At 58.5% G+C, this 22,792-nt stretch carries 15 protein-coding genes; 12 read left to right on the top strand and 3 right to left on the bottom strand.

All coding sequences use genetic code 11. The annotated features are described in order from the left end of the window. Positions 1-54: 54 nt before the first annotated feature. On the top strand, positions 55-1,107 hold the full coding sequence (locus tag ETAA8_RS14725) for a Gfo/Idh/MocA family protein (protein ID WP_145089493.1): 1,053 nt from the start codon (positions 55-57) through the stop codon (positions 1,105-1,107). 72 nt (positions 1,108-1,179) lie between these two features. Here the strand turns inward: ETAA8_RS14725 and ETAA8_RS14720 are convergent, their stop codons facing one another. Then, positions 1,180-2,820 (bottom strand): hypothetical protein, encoded by a 1,641-nt coding sequence (locus ETAA8_RS14720; RefSeq protein WP_145089490.1) that lies wholly within the window; start codon positions 2,818-2,820, stop codon positions 1,180-1,182. A 696-nt stretch (positions 2,821-3,516) separates the two neighbouring features. On the opposite strand from ETAA8_RS14720, the gene ETAA8_RS14715 reads away from it, so the two are divergent. The 8 genes from ETAA8_RS14715 (at position 3,517) to ETAA8_RS14680 (ending at position 16,793) form a co-directional block, all read left to right on the top strand. Continuing rightward, entirely contained in the window at positions 3,517-4,932 is a 1,416-nt protein-coding gene (locus ETAA8_RS14715; RefSeq protein ID WP_145089487.1) for a WD40 domain-containing protein, read from the top strand. A gap of 94 nt (positions 4,933-5,026) precedes the next feature. Beyond that, entirely contained in the window at positions 5,027-8,356 is a 3,330-nt protein-coding gene (locus ETAA8_RS14710; RefSeq protein ID WP_145089484.1) for a DUF1549 and DUF1553 domain-containing protein, read from the top strand. A gap of 30 nt (positions 8,357-8,386) precedes the next feature. Continuing rightward, entirely contained in the window at positions 8,387-9,472 is a 1,086-nt protein-coding gene (locus ETAA8_RS14705; RefSeq protein ID WP_145089481.1) for a hypothetical protein, read from the top strand. Positions 9,473-9,490: 18 nt separating this feature from the next. Continuing rightward, complete coding sequence (locus tag ETAA8_RS14700) at positions 9,491-11,443, top strand: hypothetical protein (RefSeq protein WP_145089478.1); 1,953 nt, start codon at positions 9,491-9,493, stop codon at positions 11,441-11,443. A gap of 57 nt (positions 11,444-11,500) precedes the next feature. After that, positions 11,501-12,751: an outer membrane protein assembly factor BamB family protein gene (locus ETAA8_RS14695; protein WP_145089475.1), complete on the top strand. Its 1,251-nt coding sequence runs from the start codon at positions 11,501-11,503 to the stop codon at positions 12,749-12,751. A gap of 38 nt (positions 12,752-12,789) precedes the next feature. After that, positions 12,790-13,722, top strand: coding sequence for a PIG-L deacetylase family protein (locus ETAA8_RS14690; RefSeq protein ID WP_145089472.1), 933 nt, complete (start codon positions 12,790-12,792; stop codon positions 13,720-13,722). Between the two features lie 82 nt (positions 13,723-13,804). Continuing rightward, positions 13,805-15,226, top strand: a complete 1,422-nt coding sequence (locus tag ETAA8_RS14685) for a DUF1501 domain-containing protein (RefSeq protein WP_145089469.1) — start codon at positions 13,805-13,807, stop codon at positions 15,224-15,226. A gap of 61 nt (positions 15,227-15,287) precedes the next feature. Beyond that, a complete protein-coding gene (locus ETAA8_RS14680) occupies positions 15,288-16,793 on the top strand; it encodes a sulfatase family protein (protein ID WP_145089466.1) in 1,506 nt (501 codons plus the stop codon). A 3-nt stretch (positions 16,794-16,796) separates the two neighbouring features. On the opposite strand, the gene ETAA8_RS14675 is transcribed toward ETAA8_RS14680, so the two are convergent. Together ETAA8_RS14675 and ETAA8_RS14670 are read right to left on the bottom strand one after the other, a co-directional pair. Next, positions 16,797-17,567 (bottom strand): hypothetical protein, encoded by a 771-nt coding sequence (locus ETAA8_RS14675; protein ID WP_145089462.1) that lies wholly within the window; start codon positions 17,565-17,567, stop codon positions 16,797-16,799. 31 nt (positions 17,568-17,598) lie between these two features. Further along, complete coding sequence (locus ETAA8_RS14670; protein WP_145089459.1) at positions 17,599-18,312, bottom strand: PTS sugar transporter subunit IIA; 714 nt, start codon at positions 18,310-18,312, stop codon at positions 17,599-17,601. A gap of 445 nt (positions 18,313-18,757) precedes the next feature. Here ETAA8_RS14670 and wbaP point away from each other — a divergent pair, with 445 nt between their 5' ends. The 3 genes from wbaP (at position 18,758) to ETAA8_RS14655 (ending at position 22,761) form a co-directional block, all read left to right on the top strand. Further along, positions 18,758-20,248, top strand: coding sequence for an undecaprenyl-phosphate galactose phosphotransferase WbaP (gene wbaP, locus ETAA8_RS14665; RefSeq protein ID WP_202921838.1), 1,491 nt, complete (start codon positions 18,758-18,760; stop codon positions 20,246-20,248). A gap of 159 nt (positions 20,249-20,407) precedes the next feature. Further along, entirely contained in the window at positions 20,408-21,748 is a 1,341-nt protein-coding gene (locus ETAA8_RS14660) for an O-antigen polymerase (protein WP_145089453.1), read from the top strand. Further along, positions 21,748-22,761 carry a glycosyltransferase family 4 protein gene (locus tag ETAA8_RS14655; RefSeq protein ID WP_145089451.1) on the top strand — a complete coding sequence of 338 codons (1,014 nt, stop codon included), beginning with the start codon at positions 21,748-21,750 and terminating at the stop codon, positions 22,759-22,761. The genes ETAA8_RS14660 and ETAA8_RS14655 overlap by 1 nt, the downstream gene beginning before the upstream one ends. Positions 22,762-22,792: the final 31 nt, after the last annotated feature.

The following is a 22,792-nucleotide window of genomic DNA, read 5'->3' as shown; positions in this document are numbered from 1 at the left end:
CATTGCCCGTGGGCTGAAGCCCACGCTACCAAAACCACATCAGGAATGAATCTCATGGCCAAGGTCTCCCGCCGCACGTTTTCTCTTTCCGTCGCTTCGGGTATCGCCCTCTCGGGGCTGACGGCCATGGGACAAGAGGCAAAAGAATCTGCGCCGAAGGAATTGAAGGCTGGCATCATCGGGCTCGATACTTCGCACGTCATGGCCTTCGCTAAAGAACTGAACAATCCGAAGGCGATGGAAGACGTGGCCCATTGCCGCGTGGTCGCCGCCTATCCCCAGGGGAGCGCCGATATCGAATCGAGCGCGTCGCGCATTCCCGGCTACACCAAGAGCATTCAAGAGTTGGGGGTCGAGATTGTCGGTTCGGTCGAGGATCTCGTGAAGCGTGTCGACTGCGTGCTGCTCGAAACAAACGATGGCCGGCCGCATCTCGAACAAGCACTCGTCGCCTTCAAAGCGGGGAAGCCGACGTTCATCGATAAGCCGGTCGCCGGTTCGCTGGCCGATGCTGTGGCCATTTTTCAAGCGGCCAAAAAGTACAACGCGCCGGTCTTCAGCTGTTCGTCGCTGCGGTTTGCCAAGGGTGCGCAAGAGATTCGCAACGGCGCAATCGGTGACGTACAAGGCTGCGATGCTTACAGCCCCTGCTCGCTGGAAAAGACCCATCCCGATCTGTTCTGGTACGGCATTCACGGTGTCGAGACTCTCTTCACCGTCATGGGCCCCGGCTGCGAAAGTGTGAGCCGATTGTCGACCCCCGACTGCGATCTGGTCGCGGGAGTGTGGAACGGCGGGCGCATTGGCACCTTCCGCGGCATTCGCAGCAAGGGAGGGACCGGCTACGGCGGCACTGCCTTTGGCAGCAAGGGAATCCGCGAAATCGGAAAGTTCGATGGCTACCGACCGCTGGCCGTCGAGATCGTCAAGTTCTTCCGTGGCGGCCCAGCGCCCATCTCGGCGGAAGAAACAATTCAAATCTATGCCTTCATGGAAGCTGCCGACGAGAGCAAGCGTCAGGGCGGCAAGCCGGTGTCGATCGACGCCGTGATGAAGAAGGCCGAAGTTGAAGCTGCTTCACGCCTCGCAGCGCTCGGCGTGAAGTAAACTCGCCGCAGTATCAATCTCTGGCAGTTCGAGATGGGAACTCGCCAGGCTCTCGAACGTGACGTGGGGACGTTAGCCCCGTCCGCCGGAGGAACGGAGGCGTTCGACGGCGAGACGATAGCGGCTGTAGAACTCCGCTGCAGTCCAACCCAGATACAGGTTCGCACCGATCGAGAAGAACAGAATGATGACGGTGAACAGCAGCGTCCACCACGGCTTCTCGGGTTCTACTCCCGGGGCCAGCGGATTTCCCCTGCTGTCGACGCGCGCTGGGGGGAGCGAAAGTGGTGCGTTTGAGAGGGAGGCCATACGGTTGTCGGGACTCGTCGAGCCATAGTTGGCCGACTGACCCGTAGGCATGTTGGGATCGTTGAAGCCACGGCCAGCCAGGTTATCCTGCGGCGAGCCGACCGTCGGCCGATAGGGAACATTTCCAGCCGGAGGCAACTGATCGTTGGGGCGATAGGCGGGCGTTTGCGGATTGTTGGGATAGGGGTTATTTGCGTAGTTGTTATTGTTCGATGGGAACAAATCGTTACGCGGCGCGGTCGGCAGCGGAGGATCCTGGCGATAGGGGTCGCGTGGTGCATACGGATCGGCCGCGGGCTGCTGATTGGGCAACGAGTTATCGCGCAGGCCCGGGTTCAAGCCCGTGTTGCGGAAATCGTTCGCATAGCCATTGGCAGGTGGCTGCATGCTGGGCAGTTGTGGCGCGCCGAGGTTCGGGCGCGTCATGTCCGTGCGCGGATTGGGGTTCTGATAGCCGCCATTGTTGAGTCCCGGCTGGACTGGTTCGTAGCCAGTGGCGGGATTCACCCGCGAGTTCTCGAGTGTCGAATCGCCCGTGGTACCAAAGCCCCGGGGCGTGTTACTGGCAAAACGATCGTTCGCTGCAGGCGCAGTACCGGTGGTTGTGGGTGGAGTCGTCCAATTAAACTGCGACGGCGGCGCGGTGGAGCCGGGTGCTGGACCGAGTGGCGCGAGCGGAGCGGGGGCCGTCCCCGTCGAGCTATAAGGACTGTATGGATTGCTGCTTCCGTTGAGGTTCGTGGAACCAGGGCCGAGCGGCGGAGTCGACAGCGCGGGACGCGTCTTACTTGTGTCGTTGGCGGCAAACGGAGTGGCCCCCAGAGGTGCGTTAGCGAGTGGAGCAGCACCCAGCGGCGCAGCAGCCGGACGACCAGCGACGCGGGGCAATGGCTTGGTGTTCGAGAACACGACGAAGGTATCGACGCGGCCAGCTTCGGTGCTGAGCAGGGTGTAGATTTCGTCGCCGGGGACGAGTGTGCGGAGGAGTTTGGGATCGACCTGCACGAAGTATTCGAGCAGTCCTTCTTTGGTTGGCTGCCAGCCGTAGCGGACGCTGATGTTCTCTTCGGGTTGGCCGTTGGCCTTCCAAAGAATAGTCATGGGTTCGCCCGGTCGCTGGCCAGCACGGGACGTGAGAAACGCGCTGGCGGGTAACTTCCGCTGTTGCGACTCAGGCCGCGGAGCCGCGGCCGCATTGGCTGGCGGTGCAATCCGAATGCAAAGGCGCTGCACGCTCTCGAGTTCGGGGGGCACGCTGCTGCGGATTTCGCTCCCTTCGGCGAGCGCGGTGATAAAGTCGGGCTCGACGATCAGCACGTATTCGATCTGGCCATCGTCAGTGGTGCGCCAGTCGTATTCGACGCCTAGCGTGGCCGCAATCATTAATAGCGCGATTCCATTCATCGCTTTACAACTCCCACCCTAGCGTTCCTGCCTGGGCGTAAGGGGGCCAACAACTACCCCGTGCGGCCAACGGAAATCGCAGGCCTGCGGCAATATTAGTCGAAAGGCGCGGTTTCGGTAAAGAGCGACGACGCGGCAGATTGCGGTCGAATGACATCAAATCGTCATCTTCTTTGGTGAGAACTGGCAGATGCTGCGAAAATGGAGAGCCCTGGCTGGCTGGGGCGTTTTCGTCCTGACTTGGAACTATTCGCCGTTAACAAGTCCAATCAGCTGCAACTTAGGAGTTGAGCCTTTGCGCCAACCGCAAATGGGGGGTGTTCAACAATGGACGCCATTGTTGAACGCGCGCTACGGTAACTCTCGGGTTTGCGGCGGATTGGTGTTCAACAATCGGGGAATAATTGAACGTTTAGGTTCGTTCAGATCGCTCCTGAAGGAGGGCACGATTGACGTAAGTCGGCGTTCCGCTTACTCCCTGGCCCTCGCGCGCCGCTGCGAAGAATGCCCGAAAAAAGTTTGCGGCGATTTTGCGGGACAGATATAGTGAAGAGGTCGTCCGGCTGGGCTCTTTCGCCGCTGGACCCTACCTTTTTGCCGGTCAGGCTATCGCAACTTGCGAACTGCGTCAGCTGCCTGCTGGGCCCACAGCCGTCGACCATCCTTTCCCGTGGCCTTACGCGGACGTGAATTGGCATGAAGAGTTTCGTATTCGCTCCCACAGCGGCGCTATGCCTCTGCTGTTTGTTCTCGTTGCCTATTGCTGCTGAAGAAGCGCCGGCCAAGACCGAAGTCAGCTACTTCAAACAAGTGCTGCCGATCTTTCGCGCCAAGAACTGCACGGGCTGTCACCAGCCTGCCAAGCAAGGTGGCGACTATGTCATGACCGACTTCGCGGCCCTGCTCAAAGGAGGCGAATCGGGCGATGCGGCCGTGGTGCCTGGTCAGCCGAGCAAGAGTCATCTGCTCGCACAGATCACGCCCAAGGATGGCAAGGCGGACATGCCCAAAGATGCCCCGCCGCTGACCGATGCCGAAGTGACCCTGGTGAAGACCTGGATTGAGCAAGGGGCCAAGAACGATACGCCCGCCTCGAACATGCTCCGCTACGATGCCGATCATCCGCCCGAGTATCTGGCTCCGCCTGTGCTGAAGGCCGTGAAGTTTTCGCCCAGTGGCGACGCGCTAGCCGTGGCCGGCTATCACGAGGTACTGCTCCACAAGCCTGACGGCAGCGGGCTGATTGCCCGGCTGGTTGGCGAGTCGGAACGAATCGAAGCAATTGCCTTTTCGCCCGATGGCACCATGCTCGCCGCTTGCGGTGGCTCGCCTGGCCGCTTTGGCGAAGTGCAGATTTGGGACATCGCCAAGCGCGAACTCAAGCTCTCGAAGATGGTCGGCTACGATACGATCTATGGAGTCAGTTGGTCGCCGAACGGCAAGCTGGTTGGCTTTGGTTGCCCGGATAACACGATGCGTGGCATCGATCCCACAACCGGCGAACAGGTGCTGTTTAACGGGGCCCATAACGACTGGGTGCTCGATACCGTTTTCTCGACCGCCAGCGATCACATCATCACCGTCAGTCGCGACATGTCGATGAAGCTGGTCGAAGTTGGTACGCAGCGGTTCGTCGATAATCTCACGAGCATCACACCCGGCGCGCTCAAGGGCGGGCTGATTGCCATCGATCGTCATCCCACCAAGGACGAACTGCTGTGCGGCGGTTCCGATGGTGCCCCGAAGGTTTTCAAAATGATCCGCACCGAAGCCCGCAAGATCGGCGACAATGCGAACCTGCTCAAAGAGTTTCCCGCTCAGCCCGGCCGCATCTTTGGCGTGGCTTACAGTAAGGATGGCAGCAAGATCGCTGCGGGCAGCAGTCAAGATGGCCGCGGCGAAGTTCGCGTTTACGACACAACCAGTTTCCAACAGCTGTGGAAGTTGGAAATTCCCGAAGGGGGCATCTACAGCGTCGATTTTCGGCCCGATGGCCAGACCTTAGCTATCGCCGGTTTTGATGGTGAAGTGCGATTGGTGAATGCCGCCGATGGAAAACTCATCAGCAAATTCCTGCCCATCGAAATCAAGACAGCTACCGCAGCGAATTAGTCCATTAGCCCAACGCGCAAGCGAGGGTGAAGCTGGTACCCGCATCGTCCCTCGCTTACGCGTCGGACTAGTAACGAAGAATTGAGGCACGGAAATGCATTGCAATCGTACTTACTGCTGGTTGTGCTGGCTCACCGCCATTCCCCTCGCGCTGATGATTATGTCGTTATCGGCGGCACGCGGCGAGGAATTGCCGAAGGGCTTGAAGGTCGTGTCCCTCGAAGTTCGCCCGACGACAGCGGAGCTAAAGCACCGCTTCGATTACCGGCAGATTCTCGTGACCGGCAAGCTCGACTCGGGCGAAAGCGTCGATCTGACGCGCATTGCCAAGCCGCAACTTAACGGTGCCGATGCCGCGAAGGTCGCCAGCATTTCGGCCGACGGTCAACTGCGGGCCGTGGGCAACGGCAACGCCGAACTCGTTTACTCGTACAACAATCTCTCCGCCAAAGTTCCGGTCGCAGTCGCGGGTGTCGAACAAGCCCAACCCATCAGCTTCTTGCGCGACGTGCAACCTGTCCTCTCGCGCACCGGCTGCAATCAGGGAACTTGCCACGGCGCGAAGGATGGTAAGAACGGATTTAAACTTTCCTTGCGAGGTTACGACGCGCTTTACGATCATCGCGCACTTACGGACGATCTGGGCGCACGGCGGTTCAATCGCGCCGCTCCCGATCAGAGCTTGATGTTGCTCAAAGCAACTGGTTCCGCGCCGCACGTCGGTGGCGTACGTATGAACGTGGAAGATGCTTATTACGGTCTGCTTCGCGAATGGATTGCTCAGGGGGTGAAGCTCGACCTGCAAGCGCCGCGGGTTACGAAAATTGATGTCTATCCGCTCAATCCGATCGTCCCGCGTCCGGACATGAAACAGCAGATTACTGTCACAGCCACCTATAGCGACGGCAGCACTCGCGACGTCACTCGCGAGGCCTTCATCGAAAGTGGCGATATCGAAAAGATCGAAGCCGATGCCCGCGGAATCATCACCACCCTGCGTCGCGGCGAAGCACCCGTGCTGGTGCGCTACGAAGGTGCGTATGCGGCCACCACCATCATCTGCATGGGCGACCGCAGCGGTTTCGCCTGGCAAGAACCGCCAGCCAATAACTACATCGATGGGCTGATCTATAAGAAATTGCAGCAGGTCAAGATTCTGCCGAGCGAATTGTGCAGCGATGACGAATTCATTCGCCGGTTGCACATCGACCTCACCGGCCTGCCGCCATCCGCTGAGCAGGTCAAGGCGTTTTTCGCCGACACGCGCGATAGCAAAACCAAGCGCGACGCGCTCGTCGACAGTCTGATTGGCAGCCGAGAATATGTCGAAAACTGGACCAACAAATGGGCCGACATGCTGCAGGTGAATCGTAAGTTCCTGGGCGAGGAAGGTTCCGTCGCCCTGCGCAACTGGATCAAGGACGCAATTGCCGCCAACAAACCTTACGATCAATTCGCCCGCGAAGTCCTCACCGCCCGCGGCTCGAACATCGAGAATCCGCCGGCCGCCTATTACAAAGTGCTGCGCGATCCCGAGAACGCGATGGAGAATACGACGCACCTCTTCCTGGCGGTGCGGTTCAATTGCAACAAGTGCCACGACCATCCCTTCGAGCGCTGGACGCAGGACCAGTACTACAACATGGCGGCCTACTTCGCTCAGATTGGTCGCAAGGAAGACCCGCTCTACTCCGGTATGAAGATTGGTGGTTCGGCCGTCGAAGGCGCGACACCTCTGGTCGAAGTGATTTACGATGCCCGCAGCGGCGACATCAATCACAACCGTACCGGCCAGGTCAGTCCGCCGGCATTTCCCTTCGCCCACAGCGACGTGGCCCCGACCACCACACCGCGCCGGCAGCAACTGGCGCAGTGGATGACGTCGAAAGAAAATCAGTACTTTGCCAAGAGCTATGCGAATCGGTTGTGGGGCTATCTGTTTGGCGTGGGCATCATCGAGCCCATCGATGACATTCGCGCCGGCAATCCGCCAACGAATCCCGAACTGCTAGATGCTCTCACGATCGATTTCGTCAAATCGAACTTCGACGTGCAGCACATGCTCCGGACGATTTGCAAGTCGCGCACCTATCAACTGTCGGTCAAAACAAACCAGTGGAACGACGACGACGGCATCAACTATTCGCACGCTTTACCGCGGCGTTTGACTGCTGAGACGCTATACGACGCCATTCACATTGCGACCGGATCGCAGCCGCGCCTGCAAGGTGTGCCGGCTGGATTCCGCGCGGCAGCGCTGCCCGATGCAGGCATTTCCGATCCGTTCCTGGATGACTTCGGCAAGCCGGTGCGCGAGAGCAGCTGCGAATGCGAGCGCTCGTCCGGCATGGTGCTGGGGCCAGTATTGAAGTTGATTAACGGCCCGACGGTCGCCAACGCGCTCGCCGACGCCAATAGCGAACTCAGCAAGCTGGTCACGACAGAGAAGGACGACACGAAACTGATTCGCGAGGTCTTCCTTCGTTTCCTGGCCCGCGAGCCTTCGGCCCAAGAGATTAAGTTCTCGCAGGCTGCGCTCGTTGCCACCAACGGCGAAGTGGAACAGGCCAAGCAGGAATTGGCCGCTTATGAAACGACTTTGCCAGCGAAGGTCGCCGCCTGGGAAGCCACGGCTGGCAAGGCCGCTGCGTGGACTCCGCTGACGATTGGCGAAGCCAAGTCGCAAGCGGGTGCCACTTTTAAGGTGTTGGACGATCAAGCAGTGATGGTGAGCGGTTCGACTGCCAAGGATGTTTATACCTTGACTGCCAACGTCGATCTCGCTGGAATCACCGGCATTCGCTTGGAAGCTTTGGCAGACCCCGCATTGCCGGGCAAGGGGCCCGGGCGATCGGCCAAGGGGAACTTCGTGCTGAGTGAATTCAAAGTCACTGCTGCACCGAAGGCGGAACCGATGAAACTAGAGCCCGTGGTATTGCAAAACGCCACGGCTGACTTTAGCCAGGCAAATTGGGCGGTGGTTGGCGCCATCGATGGCAACGAAGCGACCGGCTGGGGTGTCTCGCCCGACTTAGGCAAAACGCACATTGCCATCTTCGAAACGAAAACCGACGCCGGTGCTGCTGGTGGTACGGTGCTGACGTTCACCCTGTCGCAGCAGTATCAGGATGGTACGCACGCCCTCGGTAAGTTCCGCTTGAGCGCAACGAATTCGCCCCGGCCGATCAGCGGCGGCAAGGTGCCCGACGCGATTGCCGCGATCCTTGCCACGCCTAAAGAAAAACGAACGCCCGAGCAGAACAGCGCGCTCACTGCGCACGTGATTGCTCAGGATGGCGAACTTGCCCGCCTGAAGAACGCCATTTCGCAAGCAGAAGAGACCACGCGCAATGCCCGCCTCATCGGTGTGCAAGATCTCGCCTGGGCTCTCATCAACAGCCCGGCGTTTTTGTTCAATCGGTAAATCATCACAAGGATGTTGGGAGGCGAACGCATGGAAGAGGCCGCGCTCGCCACATCGCCCGCAGTTGCATTGCCACCTGCTGAAAGTGACGCTTCAGCAGCGTCTGCGCCACCAGTCTTCCGCTGGCAGGTTCACGGTTCGCCGTGGCGGACGTTGTTGATTTGGCTGGGATTGCCGTTTGCATTTTCTAACGCGAGTCTGTTTTGCTGGCAGACGCTGGCGATGCATTTCGTGGCCTCCACGCAATTCAGCAATCCCTACAACTACAGTTTTGGGTTCGCACTTCTGGCGTCAGGCTCGCTGCTGGTCTATTTACTCATTATGGTTCAGGCCACATTGGCGAGCCTGGTGTTAGCCGGGAGCACAGGAACCTTGTGGCCGCGCCTGACCGCCTATTGGCTGGTGATTGCCGGAATCGCGGCATCTCTCTGCGCGAGTTACCCCTTCGCTTCCTGGTTCGGCACTTGGCTCGAATCGCTACGCCGACCAGCCGATCCTTTTTCGCACGACTTTTACTTGAGTGTACCTTGGAGCGAAAACTGGCCGCTCATGGCTACGATTCCAATTTTGCTGTTGGGTTTTCAAGCTCCGTTTTGGTTCATGCGAGTGGTCTTCGGGTGGCGATTGCAGCGCAGCGATGAACGGCCAGTGGGCACAATTGCGTGCGGCTCGACTGACAAGCTTTCGCTGCGGGACTTGCTACTGGCGACCACCATCGTCGCGCTTAGTTTGGGCTTGCTGCAATTCAGCAAAACATGTTCCCAGGAAGTTGCTGTTAGTCAAAGTGACTCGCGCATCACAACTTTGCTATTCTCATCCATCATCGCCCTGTTCGTGCTAATGATCGCTGTGCCCCTGACGGCCCTGTTTCTGCGAGGCGGGCGATTGTCGATTGCCTGGGCAGCGAACTTGGCAGGATCCATGGGGCTCGCCGTGGTGTATGCCTTCTACGCATCCTGGTCATTCTCCCAAGATCTGTGGCAAATGCTGTTGATCGGTTGCCTCGCCATATTTTCGCTTACGGTTACGTATGCTTGCGGACTTCATCTATTGCGATGGCATGGTTGGCGACTTGCGGGCCGTGCCAAGCCATTCGCATCGCAATCGCCTCTCTAACACGGACGAATTCATTCGATGTTGAAAAGAGCTCGACTTACCTACAGTTTGGTAGCGACATTGGTAGCTTGGCAAATTTCCACGGCCTACGCCCAAGTCGGCGACCCCACGTTGCGCACGGACCACCCGCAGTATGCCGGCGAGGGAGCGTTTCAGACGGTAGCCGACTGTGTGAAATTCGCCGTGAATGGCAAGCAGCCGCTGACCGAGCAAGAGCAGGCTATTGCCGTTTATAACTGGCTTTTGACGCACCAATGGCATTTGGCGTCGCCGCAAGAGTTCTGTTCGCCAGGCAGGCAGCCCGATACGAATGCGGGGCATGAAGACTCGATTGTGTATGACGCCGCGCGAGCGCGATTCTCGTACGGCTACGGCCTGTGCGGCACCGTACATGCTTGGAACGAACCATACTGGCAAGCTGCTGGCTTTGCGGCGCGGCGGCGAGCATTTCCCGGGCACACCAACAGCGAGATTCAGTACGGCGGAACCTGGCATGCCTTCGATACCGATATGGCCGGACTCTTGTTTCGCCAGGACGGCATCGTCGCCGGTTACGAAGACATCATCGCGGATCCCACGCTTGCTGGTTCGGTGAAAGCTCCCGTGCCGCATTATCCGTTTGCCTGGCCCGGCGATTTCAACGGCATGAAGAAAGGCTGGCTGCAGGTCGCGAAAGAGCCGAACAAGTGGTACCGCATGTACAACGGCGGCTACGAGTGCCAGCCCGGAATTGTCAACCTGCGTGCCGGCGAAACGTTCACACGCTGGTTCGATCCCGATCATTTCGGCGGCCCAACAAAACGCCGCTTCTGGCACCATCAGCCTGGCGGACCCTTTCGCGATTGGACCTTCGCGAATAACGGCCAGCCGCGGCACGACGGCAGAGAGCACAATGCCCGCGGCAATGCCTCGTATAGCAATGGGGAGTTTGTCTATCAGCCCGACCTGGCAAAGGCCCAATTTGCGAAACTGGGTGACAAATTCTCAGTGACCTTCACTCACTGGTCCCCATACGTTATCTGCGGCGATCCGGTCGACGATGCCAATCCGATGACGGGGCGCGCAACCGATGGCCTTATCGTCTCTGGCAAACTCCATGGCGAAGTGCAAGTCGATGTTTCTCCCGATCAAGGTCAGACGTGGACGACCATTGAAAATCCTCAGTTGCCGCTCGATCTGACGGAGCGCGTGAAAGGACGCAACGGTTGGCACGTCCGTCTTCTCGCGGCGGAACCGTCAAGCATCAACGAGATTAAATTCACGACCACGACGCAAGTCTGTCAGGCGATTTACCCTCGGCTTAGACCGGGTGGCTCTCAAGTAGACTATCGCGCAGCCGCACGCGGCGTGGTGGCAGTCCTGCCTAATTTCGGCTTGGCGGAAGAGGAGGTGGGAAAATTCGAAGATGTATCCCGCCGCAGCAGCAACCTGGCCTATCGCGGTCGGAGCGCCCAATCCCGTTTGGCCTATGAGACGACAAACAACAAGCCGGCGAGCACGGTGTTTCCGATCGTGTCGCAGCATCCGCTTGTCGAAGTGCGAGCTGCGATTCGCTACCAGGTTCGTGTGCCGCCGCCGCAGGGGCACGACTATTGTCTGGAAGTTTCCACCGATGCAGGCAAGACTTGGCAAACATTTGCCAAGGCAGACATCCCCAAGGACAACGAATTCTCCAGTGGCTGGCTAGCGGGGGCTGTCAACATTGCGGACGCAAAGAAGAACCAGGCGCTGGTGCGCGTCACACTTTACGCCGGTGGACACAAGACGGGCCTCATCGATGCGCAGTTTTATGGCATTTATGAACAGCCAAGTTCCTCGACAATGAAGGTTGAGTATGGCTGGCTCGAAGCGGGCAAATTGAAAACCCATACCGAGAGCATTCCGGTGGGTACGCAGCCCCATACTTGGAAAATTCCCACCGACGACAAGATCGTCGATGACTTTGTCCGGCTTTCTGCCAGTCGCGAATAGCAATTCGATCTGCCTGCCATTACAAACAGACTATCTAACTCTCCGGGAGTCCAACACATGCGTCTTTATCTCGCCTTGCTCGCTCTATTCGTGCTGGCTGCAACAGCCATGGCAGCTGATCTTCCTTGGCCTCGTTGGCGCGGACCGAACGACAGCGGCAGCGTGGCAGACGGAAAATACCCTGCCAATCTCCTCGACGAGAAGAAGCTGAATTGGAAGGTGAAACTTCCCGGCATCGGCTGCTCGACGCCGGCGGTGCTGAGTGATCGGATTTTCGTCACTTGCCCTGTTGATGGCCATAACGGCGTGATCGCCCTCGATTGGCAAGGAAAGGAACAATGGCGCACGAAGCTGGGCGAAGAACGCCGCGGCAAACATCGCAATGGCTCCGCAGCGAACTCGTCGCCAGTTACCGATGGCAACTTTATCTTTGCCTATTTCAAGAGTGGCGAACTGGCCACGCTCGACCTGAGCGGCAAGTTGCTCTGGACCACGAACCTGCAGACTCGCTTCGCCAAAGACACGCTTTACTGGGATGTGGGTACGTCGCCGATTGTTACCGAAAAGGCGGTGATCGTTGCGACCATGCACTCGGGCGAATCGTACCTTGCCGCGTTCGAAAAAGCGTCGGGCGAACTTCTTTGGAAGGTCTCTCGCAACTATCAAACGCCCGTCGAAGGGGATCATAGTTATGCGACGCCAATCGTGGTTAAGCGGGACGGCCGCGAGATTCTGTTGGTTTGGGGGGCCGAACATTTAACGGCCCACTCTACGGACGATGGTAAAACTCTTTGGAGTTGCGGCGGGTTCAATCCCGACCGCAAAGGTAACTGGGTGCAAGTGGCATCAGCCGTGGTCGATGGCGATATGGCTGTCGTCCCTTACGGCCGCGGCGCTCGCATTGCGGGCATCAAGCTGGATGGGACCGGGGACGTAACTGCGACGCATCGGGTGTGGACGCACGACGATCTTGGTTCGTTCGTTCCCTCGCCGGTTGCCTATCAAGGAAATGTGTACGTCGTGCGCGATGAAGGCGAAGTCGTTTGCCTGAATATTAAAACCGGCGCGACTGTTTGGATCGATCGCTTGCCGAAGAATCGAAACAAATACTACGCTTCCCCCATGATCGCCGGCGGCCGGATGTATGCCCCGCGCGAGGATGGCGTTGTTTTCGTGGCCGATGTGCAGGATGGCTTCAAGCTGGTGAGCGAGAACGACATGCAAGAGCGCATCATTGCCTCGCCGGTGGCGGTGAGTGGCAAACTGCTGATCCGCGGCGAAGAGCACTTGTATTGCTTCAGCGAATAATTGATTCCGCAAATCCCACTTCTCTCGAGAATCGCACCATGCGCAATCTGGCTTTCGTGCTTGTCTGGTTAAGTCTCCTCTCCGTCGCCGCGGCTCAATCCGTTACTGCCGAAACAGCTGCAATCAAACAGCCCGCTGCTGCGGATGGCAAACTCCGGATTATCGTGTTCGGTGCTCACCCGGACGATGCTGAGTTCAAAGCTGGAGGAACCGGCGCGCTGTGGGCCAGGCAGGGGCATCACGTCAAGCTAGTGTCGGTTACCAACGGCGATATCGGGCACTGGCAAATGGCCGGCGGTCCACTGGCTCAGCGTCGCGCGGCAGAAGCAAAAGCCTGCGGCGCGAAGTTGGGTACAACGAGCCAGGTGCTCGATATTCACGACGGCGAATTGCTGCCGACGCTCGAACATCGCCAGACGCTCACCCGGCTAATTCGCGAATGGAAAGCCGACATCGTGATCGCCCATCGCCCTTGGGACTATCACCCCGATCATCGTTACGTCGGCGTGCTGGTGCAGGATGCTGCATTCATGGTTACGGTGCCGTTCTTTTGCCCCGATGTGCCGCCGCTGAAGACGAATCCGGTCTTCCTCTATTCGAGTGACCTGTTTCAAAAGCCGTATGCCTTTCGCCCAGATGTGGTGGTGGCGCTCGACGAAGTCTTTACGCAAAAGCTCGACGCGATCCACGAACTGACTTCGCAGGTCTATGAAGGTGGTGCCAGCGGCAGCGAAGAGTTTGTCCGCAAGGTTCCTCTGGCCCGCGATGAAGCGGGACGCAAAGCCTGGCTGCGCGAAAAATGGGAAGATCGCCAAGGGCGCGAGGCCGACCGCAATCGCGATTTGTTGATCAAGCTGTACGGTGAAGAACGTGGTAAGAAGGTCCGTTTTGCAGAATCGTTCGAACTGTGCGAATACGGCCGCCGACCGACAGCAGATGAGTTGAAAAAACTGTTCCCGTTTTTTGACTGACGCGGGAGCAGATCTTGATTGCCCCCAGCCACACATCCGCCTATGTTGATGGAACATTTACCGCGCTGGACGGGGTCACTTGATGCCTTTCACCCACCTCAACACTCGATGCCCCGGGCCGCTGAATCGGCGATTGTGGATGTCGCTCGGCGGCTTGAGTTTGGGAGCGTTAGCCACAGGCATTCAGCCAACGCTCGGCGGTCTACTGGCTGCTGAAGGTCACACGTCGGTGGATCGGGAGTTCTCGGTCATCCTTTTTTGGGCGAATGGCGGTCCGAGCCATCTCGACCTTTTCGATCTAAAGCCAGGTGCGCCGGCTGAGTATCGGGGGCCGTTTCAGCCCATCCAGACGAACGTTCCTGGCATCGAAATCACTGAACTTCTGCCTCAACTTTCGCGTCTAGCGGATAAATTTTCGCTGATCCGCAGTTTGCATCACGAGCGGAACGAGCACTCGGGCGGTACGCATCGCTTTCTCACTGGGTACCCCTCGCGGGCTGCCAACCTGAACGACGCGGAATTTCCCGAACTCGGTTCAGTCGTGGCGCACGAACTTCGTGGCCGCGGCGGAGAAGTGCCGTCGTTCGTGGCCAACACCAAGTTCTATGGGGGCGGCCCTGCCTACTTGGGCCCCGCATTCGGTCCATACATGCCGAGTCCCAATCCACGTTCGTCGACCGGGGACAACCAGTACGACCCGATTCCGATTTTCAAAGAAGGGATCGGCAACGACGATCTGGCCATTTCGCCCGAGGGCGTTGTCAGCCTCAGCCGGCGGATGAATCTTCTTGCGCAACTCGATGCGTTGCCTCGCGCGGTGGATGCCGCTGGCGAAATGCAGGCGCTCGATAGCTTTCAAAAGCGGGCCGCGACGATGCTGGCCAGTCCGCGCACGCGCCAGGCCTTCGATTTGACGCAGGAAGATTCTCGCACCCTGCAGCGATATGGAGACACTCACTTCGGCAAGAGCCTGTTGACTTGCCGGCGCCTGGTAGAGGCTGGCGTGCGGTTTGTGCAGTGCCAGGCGAATTATCGCTTGCGGCCAGAAACAGGGGTGACCAGCAACTGGGACGATCACAGCGTCAACTCGCACATTTTCGATTCCTATCGCGAGAAACTCCCCTCGTTCGATCAGTCGGTTTCGGCGCTCGTCGAGGATTTATATCTGCGTGGACTTGATCGGCACGTACTCTTTGTCTTTTGTGGTGAGTTTGGCCGCACCCCATTGATTCGGAACCAAGACAAGAGTGGCCGGCCCGGTCGCGACCATTGGTCCAAGGCCATGAGCGTGCTGCTGGCCGGTGGAGGTCTGCAGATGGGTCAGGTCATCGGCAAGACGAGCGCCAAGGCGGAAGAACCCGTCGAACGCCGCATGGATAGTAACTGTTTGCTCGCCACCATCTATCGGCGGTTTGGCATCGACACGCGGCGACACTTGCACGACCAATTGGGACGCCCACTCGCGATCCTCCCTGCCGGCGAACCGATCGCCGAACTGCTCTAATATTTTTATCGGTTAACAGCCAAGTTAATTTGCCAGCTTGTGAACTGAAGGTCATTTCACCATGTTTCGTATCTACTCTTTCGTCGTACTGTGTTTTTGCACCACCTTGCTGACTGCCGACGAGGCAGTCAAACAGCGTCCGAATGTCCTGTGGTTTATCGTCGACGACATGTCGGCGAACTTCTCTTGCTATGGCGAGAAACTGATCGCGACGCCCAATGTCGATCGACTGGCGAAAGAAGGAACGAAGTTCTCGCGGGCGTTCGTCACCGCGCCGGTTTGTTCGCCGTGTCGCTCGGCGCTGATTACCGGCATGTATCAAACGACGATCGGCTCGCACCATCATCGGAGCGGTCGCGGCGTGGAGAAGATCCACTTACCCACCGGTGTGACTCCAGTTCCCACCCTCTTTCAGCAGGCCGGCTACTACACCTGCATTGGCAGTGGACTGCCCGATGCGGGGCGTGCTGGCCAACCAGCCAAGAAGAAGCAAGCCGGGGGTGGATTGGGCAAAACGGATTACAACTTTGAATACGACAGCAAGATGTACGATTCGGCGGACTGGTCGAAGCGCAAGGCCGATCAACCGTTTTTCATGCAGGTGCAACTAGCGGGTGGAAAGTTGCGCGGTGGTACCGACGCCAGTGCGCGCCGGTTGAGCGAACGGGCCGCAGCGGAATTCGACAATGCTGTGAAGCCAGCTGATGTCACCTTGCCCCCGTATTACCCGCGCGATCCGGTGCTGCTTGGAGATTGGGCGGCGTATCTCGAAGCGGTGCGCTTCACCGATCAGCATGTGGGAAAGGTGCTCGCCCGCTTGGAAAAAGAAGGGCTACTGGATAACACCGTGGTCATCTTCATGACCGATCACGGCATTAGCCATGCTCGGGGTAAGCAGTTTTTGTACAACGAGGGGACTCATGTGCCGCTTGTGATTCGCGGCCCTGGCATTGCAGCCGGCGTGACGCGCGAGGACCTGGTCGAGCACATCGACCTGGCTGCACTGTCGTTGGCTGCGGCAGGAATTGAAATTCCCAAAACAATGCAGGCCCGCAATATCCTGGCGAAAGATTATCAGCCGCGCGACGCAGTGTTCGCTGCCCGCGATCGCTGCGACGAAACGGTCGAACAACTCCGCAGCGTGCGCACCGACCGCTGGCTCTACATTCGCAATGGCTACCCGGAGCGGCCGCACCTGCAGCCGAATGCGTACAAAGATGGAAAGAGTATTGTGCAAACGTTGCGTTCTCTGCATGAGATGAAGCAGTTGAGCGATTTGCAAGAGAAGCTTCTTTTCTCCCCCACCCGCCCCAAAGAAGAGTTGTACGACTGGCAAGCGGACCCGCATCAGCTCAACAATCTTGCCGGCGATCCAAACCATCAGGGCATGCTGGAAAAACTGCGTCAGCGACTCGATCGTTGGATCAAGGAGACGGGCGACCTTGGTCAAACGCCCGAAACCGAATCGCGCTACGACAGCGATATGGCCAGCTATCTTGGCCGCGGGAACCCCGCTGTCGAGAAAAATGTTGCTCAGATGAAGCAGTGGAGAAAAGAAGGGAAGTGAGACCTACGCCGCCAGCCGAATGGGCGTTTGTCGGTGAGCAGTCGAGATTCGATTGAATGCTGCGCCCAATTCTTCCCTGGCGAATGGCTGGGCAATCACATGCCCGATGCCGAGCTTCGCGGCCCGCTTCAAATCGCTGGGCCGCGGAAAACTTAGCAGCAGAATCTCTGCCGCAGGCATTTTTGTAGCAGCTGATTTTTTTGCGACCTGCCAATCCTCCCAGCATCGCCAATCTTCAAAGAGACGAACCGGCGGTTCGCTGCAAATCGCCGGCATGTGTGGCGGCTGCCAAATCGTCCGATAGTTTAGCGACGCACAGAGGGCGGCGAGTCCTTGATAGTCGGTTTGACTAGCTGCATGAATAACCAGCCACTCACTGTTAGCAGATTGAGTTGCAGTCCCCTTCCAGCCCACGAGCGAAAGCAACACATGCGGCGGCTGATGCCAGGCGATGCGGGCAACGTCGCCGAGTGGTCGGCCGCTCCGCTTTTCTCCTTCGCTCCAACAGCCTGTTACGACGACCCGCTCCGTAGTCGGCGAGGCATCGCGAATGGCGTCCACCTCGGTCTGCTGAAAATCCCCCGAGCGTGATTGCAACCAAACCACCGCAGCGGACGTGTGAGACCGTGGCAGGGGTTGCTCGCGGGCGACTTGCCAGGCAGCCAGCACGTCGCTGGTTCGCTCGAACGCATAGATGACCGAGAACTTTCGCAGTTCCCGTTCGTACGCCACGAGTTCGGGCGACAAGTGCTGGCCAACGGTGGTGATAAGCATGGGCGTGAATCGGTTCACTGCCCCATCACGACTAGAGATCGGGCAGCAGGATTTCTAACCGGCCGACTTCGGCAATCAGGTCAGCTGGAGTTTCGGAGAATCGCAAAGCTTCCATAAAACCGGGCGAACCGAGCAGGCGACTGAGCCGAGCCAGGGTCCGCAGGTGGCCGGCATCATCGACGGAACAGATCAGGAAGAAAAGGTCAGTTAATTGGCCTCCTTCCGCTCCGAACGGAATTCCCTGATAAGTGCGACCGAGGGCAATAAAGGGCTGGGCCAGGATGTGTGGCAAGGGGCGACGGGGATGCAAGAGCGCCACACCACTTTCCATGGCAGTGGGATGGAGGCTTTCCCGCATTTTGACAGCCTCCGCCATCTTCTCAGGATCCCACAAAAAACCGGTGCTAGCGGCCAATTCGCACATGTCGCTAATGACCGAAGCCTTGGTCCGGGCTTCGAGCGGCAAGGCGATTCCGGCCGGTGACAGCATTTCGGCAATGCGAACCGACGACTGGGCTTCACGCGCCTGGCGGTTCAACACCCCCTCGACATTTTGCAGGTCTTCTTCGTCCGCCGCTCCGATGCGGTCTTCTAGCCAATGATGGATTTCTGCCAGCGAAAACCGCCATTCGCCACCAATTCGCCGACCGGGAACGGTGCCGCGTTCCGCCATGCGTTGCACCTGGTTAGGCATCAAGTGGAGATACTTTGCCAGGCTCTCGATATCGAAGTCGTCGCGGCTCATGGGAAGGTTCAGTGGGCGTTCAGCGAGGGGGAAGCGGTGCAGGGGCTTCGATTTTGACCCACCCGGGCGGTTAGTGTCCAGATGGAAAGGAAGGTGCCAGGAACTTTCATGACTTTTCTGTTTAGGAGCTAAATCGTTCGAAACGATCCCCTAGACATTGCCGGATCGTCAAACTACTCTGAAAACTTCCCAGGTTAACCGTACGGAATTTTCCTACCAAAAACCACCCAGCCAAATCCTGCTTCCAGCCAACAGTCAACTGGTTAAACCCTCTCCTACCTGGGTTCAGTGACTGCGAGCCGTGCTTAGCAAGCTTTGACTACCCCCCAGGACATGTGAGCGGAATTCGGTACTTTCATCTCCGGCAGATGATGAAAGTGCCTCGCTCACTGAGATTATGACTCCAGAAAATCTAAGTACTTCCGTATCTGCTTCTGCGCGCGCATTGCGCCCATCTTCGCAAACTGCGGGGATCGATCATTTACTCGACGAGCGCGGCGCGCCGGCGTCACGCCCCTTGCCGGTTCGCGGCACTCGCAATGGCTGGCCGATGACGGTCTGCCTGGTGATTGCTGATCTGGCCGCAGTTCTGACTGGCTTGGCTGTTGCCGCCCTCGTTGTCGCCTGGTGGCGAAATGCCTGGGGTTGGCCCAACGAAACATCGCTCCGTTTGGCAACTGGTTACTCTGCGGCCATGCTGTTGGCACTCCAGTCGCAGGGCTTGTATCGCGCGCTGCAGCTCCGCCCCGCCGCCGAGTTGCGGATCGTGTTTCTTACCAGCCTCGTGACCATCTGCCTGCTCGGCACGTTGCTCTTTGCCATGCCAGATATCTCAGTCGGCGCGTGCGTCGCCCTGATTTTCTCCAGCCTCGTTTTTGCCCTCGTCGCTCCGCTGACCCGGACCATCGTGCGGATGACTGCGGGCCGGGCAAACTGGTGGGGCCGGAGAGTGATCGTGGTTGGCGGCAGTCGCCGCGGACTGGCTGCCTATCGTCAAATGCAGCGATTTCCTGCCATGGGGTTGCGTCCGGTCGGAATTGTCGAAGATGTCATTTCGCCCGCCACAAGCGGCGAAGTCGAAGGTTACCTCGGTCAATTCGACGATGTGTCGGAGATTGCCAAAGAACATGGCGTGGATACCGCCGTGCTGGCGATGTCTCCGCACTTCGACGACGATACGCGGCGGATGATTTCGCGCGGTGGAATGGGAATTCGCCATTGGATAGTCATGCCCGAATCGCAAGGGATGCCGCATTTGTGGGCCACCGCGGGCGAAGTGGCTGGTCAACCAGCACTCGCCATGCAAGTGGGCCTTCTTTCACCTGCCGCGCTCGTTACCAAGCGCGTTTGCGACGTGCTGATTGTCAGTGTCGGCGCGTTGCTGGCTTCGCCCCTGTTGTTATTTATTGCCGCCGCGATTCGCCTCGGTTCGCCGGGCCCGATCTTCTACTCGCAAGAGCGGGTTGGCCGTCACGGCCGGCGCTTTCGCGCGTGGAAGTTTCGCAGCATGGTGCCGAATGCCGATCAGGTGCTGAAGGACTTGCTCGCGAAAGACCCGGTCCTGCGGGCCGAATGGGAAGCAGACCATAAGCTGAAAAAAGATCCCCGGATCACCTGGATCGGCCGGTTTATTCGCAAGACCAGTCTCGATGAACTGCCGCAATTGTGGAACATCTTCCAAGGGGATATGAGCCTCGTTGGTCCGCGGCCAATCGTACAAGCCGAGATCGAGAAATACGGCGATTGCTACGAGCAATATGTGGCTGTGACGCCTGGGCTGACAGGCCTTTGGCAAATTTCTGGTCGCAATAAGACCACCTATGAGCAGCGGATCGATTTCGACGCTTATTACGTCCGCAACTGGTCGCTCTGGCTCGATCTGCACATTCTAGTGAGTACCGTGCGGGTTGTATTGCTGCGCGAAGGTGCTTTCTAGGGCAGACTGCGATTCGGCGGCTTTGCCGCCTCTCGGCAAAACTGCTCCTTCGATTAGACTGAAACCTGGCTTGCTACTTAGCGGCCACGTTGCCAGCAGCTTCAATCGGTAGCCACCGGCGCATTCTGTTTTGCCCGTTGAAAACGGCCCTTCTGTGCCATGATCTCGACCAATCAACCTCTGACACCGCTGAACCGCCTTTGGTGGCTCAATCCGTCATGGATATTTGGCTTGGGAACCGTCGGCACCTTCGCCATGGCTTTGTACCTGTCGGAACAAAGCTACGCCCTTTACGACACACCCAAGTACTTGCGCGGCGAGCATTGGTGGATTGCCCTCTCAGCCTGGTTGGCCTTGGAAATTGGTCGCCGGATTGGCTGCGGATGGCATCGCCAGCGCGGCGAATCTGGTGACGCGATCGTCAAGGACGTTGAATGGTGGTTCTTTGCCACATTCATTCTGACGACCGCAGCCTATGCAATCTTGCTCTTGCGCGGCCTGCAAAACGGATTGTCGCTCGGCGTGATTATGGAGAACTTGCTAGCGCCGCCGAATGAAGTTTCGCGCGAATTGGCTGGCGAAGTAGTCGTCTTTCTGCCCGGCGTAACAACCGCCACTCAGTTCGGCATTAGCTGCGTCTTGCTCGGGCTTTGGCTCGATTTTCGCGGCCTGAAGTATGTGCGCAAATACATTGCGGTGATCGCAGGCCTGGCCCTGATGCGGGCACTTCTCTTTCACGAACGGCTGGCGCTGATTGAAGTTGCCGTCCCTGCCGGTGTGTTGCTGCTCAGGCAATACTGGCTCGCGCGGCCCCTGAGTCCTTGGATGAAGAACGCGTTTCGCGCAGCCCCCCTCGTCGGGCTGATGGGCGTCGTCGTCCTGTTTGGTGTCTTCGAATACTTTCGCAGTTGGCGACACTATCGCAACGAATTCACTTCGTATGCCGAGTTCACCGTCTGGCGCATCGGGGGCTACTACAGCACCTCGCAGAACAATGGCGCGTTGGGTTGGGAGCGCGAAGGTCAGCGACCAATTCCATTGGCGACGATAGACGCGCTGTGGGAGTTTCCGCCGGTCGAGAAGTCGCCCCTTTCGTATCAAGCACTGACGGGGATCGATGCTCCGCAGGCCCATACGGATATGCTCAAGCAGTACGCCAACGTCGAATACAACAGCCCTTGCGGCCTGTTCGAGCCGATCCGCGACTACGGCCCGCTCGGTTCGCTCGTTTGGTGGGTCGCCTTCGGTGCCGTCTTGGGCTGGGCCTATCGCGGCTATTTAGAAGGTTCGCTCGTGGGCCAACTCCTGTTTCCTATTGTGTTCCTCAGCCTGCTCGAAATGCCCCGCTTTATTTATCTAACGCATCCACGCGTGCTCGCGCCGCTGGTCGTCATTGTCTGGCTCGGCTACCGCGCTTCGCTGGCTGCTCGCAAAGCACAACAGTTGCAGCAAGTTGCCGAAACTGCTTCCCCAACTCTGCTCACGCAGGGAGGCTCCTGATGCTTCCCTGTGTGAATGGCCGCTATCTCGTTCAGCGTTTGACCGGCGTGCAGCGTTACGCGCGCGAAATCGTTTCGCGCTGGGAACCGGTCCCCATCTTGAAGCCGAACCTGGGTGGCAAAGGTGCCAGCGGTCATTTGTGGGAACAGTTGCGATTGCCGACGATGGCAAAAGGCCTGCTGTGGTCGCCTTGCACGACGGGACCGATCGCGGTGCGCAAGCAAGTGGTTACGATTCACGATACGGCCTTTGTCGATCGCGCAGAGTGTTTCACACGAGGATTTGCCGCCTGGTATCAGTGGTTGGTGCCGCGCTTAGCTCGGCGGGTGCAACGAATCATCACTGTCTCGCACTTTTCGAAGCAACGGATTGTCGAACACTGCCGCGTTCCCGAAGAGAAAGTGGAAGTGGTCTCTTGTGGCGTCGGCCCGCAGTTCCGTCCTCAGCCCGCGGAACAAGTTGCGCGGGCCCGTGAGGAGTTGAAACTTCCGTCGCGTTACGCGCTCTGCGTTTGTTCGCTGGAGCCACGCAAGAATTTGCTGCGATTGCTGCAGAGTTGGTCGGCGATGCAGAATCGTCCGGACGATTTGCACCTGGTCATCGTGGGTGCCCGCGACAACATTTACGACAACATTGGCCTGACCGAGCCCCCCAAAAACGTCCATCTGGCCGGCTATGTGGGCGATGACCTCTTGCCCGCCGTTTATGCCGGAGCTGAGTTTTTTGCCTGCCCGTCCCTGTACGAAGGTTTTGGCTTGCCGGTGATTGAAGCGATGGCCTGCGGCGTGCCGGTGATCTGCAGCAATACCACCTCACTTCCCGAAGTCGCTGGTGACGCAGCTATCCTCGTCGACCCGCTGCAGATCGAAAGCATTGCTGCCGCCATGCAACAGTTGGCCACCGATGCGGCGCTGCGTGCCAAAATGCGCGAGCAAGGATTGATTCGCGCTCAAACCTTTAGCTGGGACGACGCGGCACGTAAGACCTGGAATATCCTCGCTGCGGCCAGCTAATCTCCGCGGCCACCTAGTCTCCTTGAAATAC

This window comes from Anatilimnocola aggregata (assembly GCF_007747655.1).
Lineage (GTDB): Bacteria > Planctomycetota > Planctomycetia > Pirellulales > Pirellulaceae > Anatilimnocola > Anatilimnocola aggregata.
This window is presented reverse-complemented; position numbering and strand designations above follow the sequence as displayed.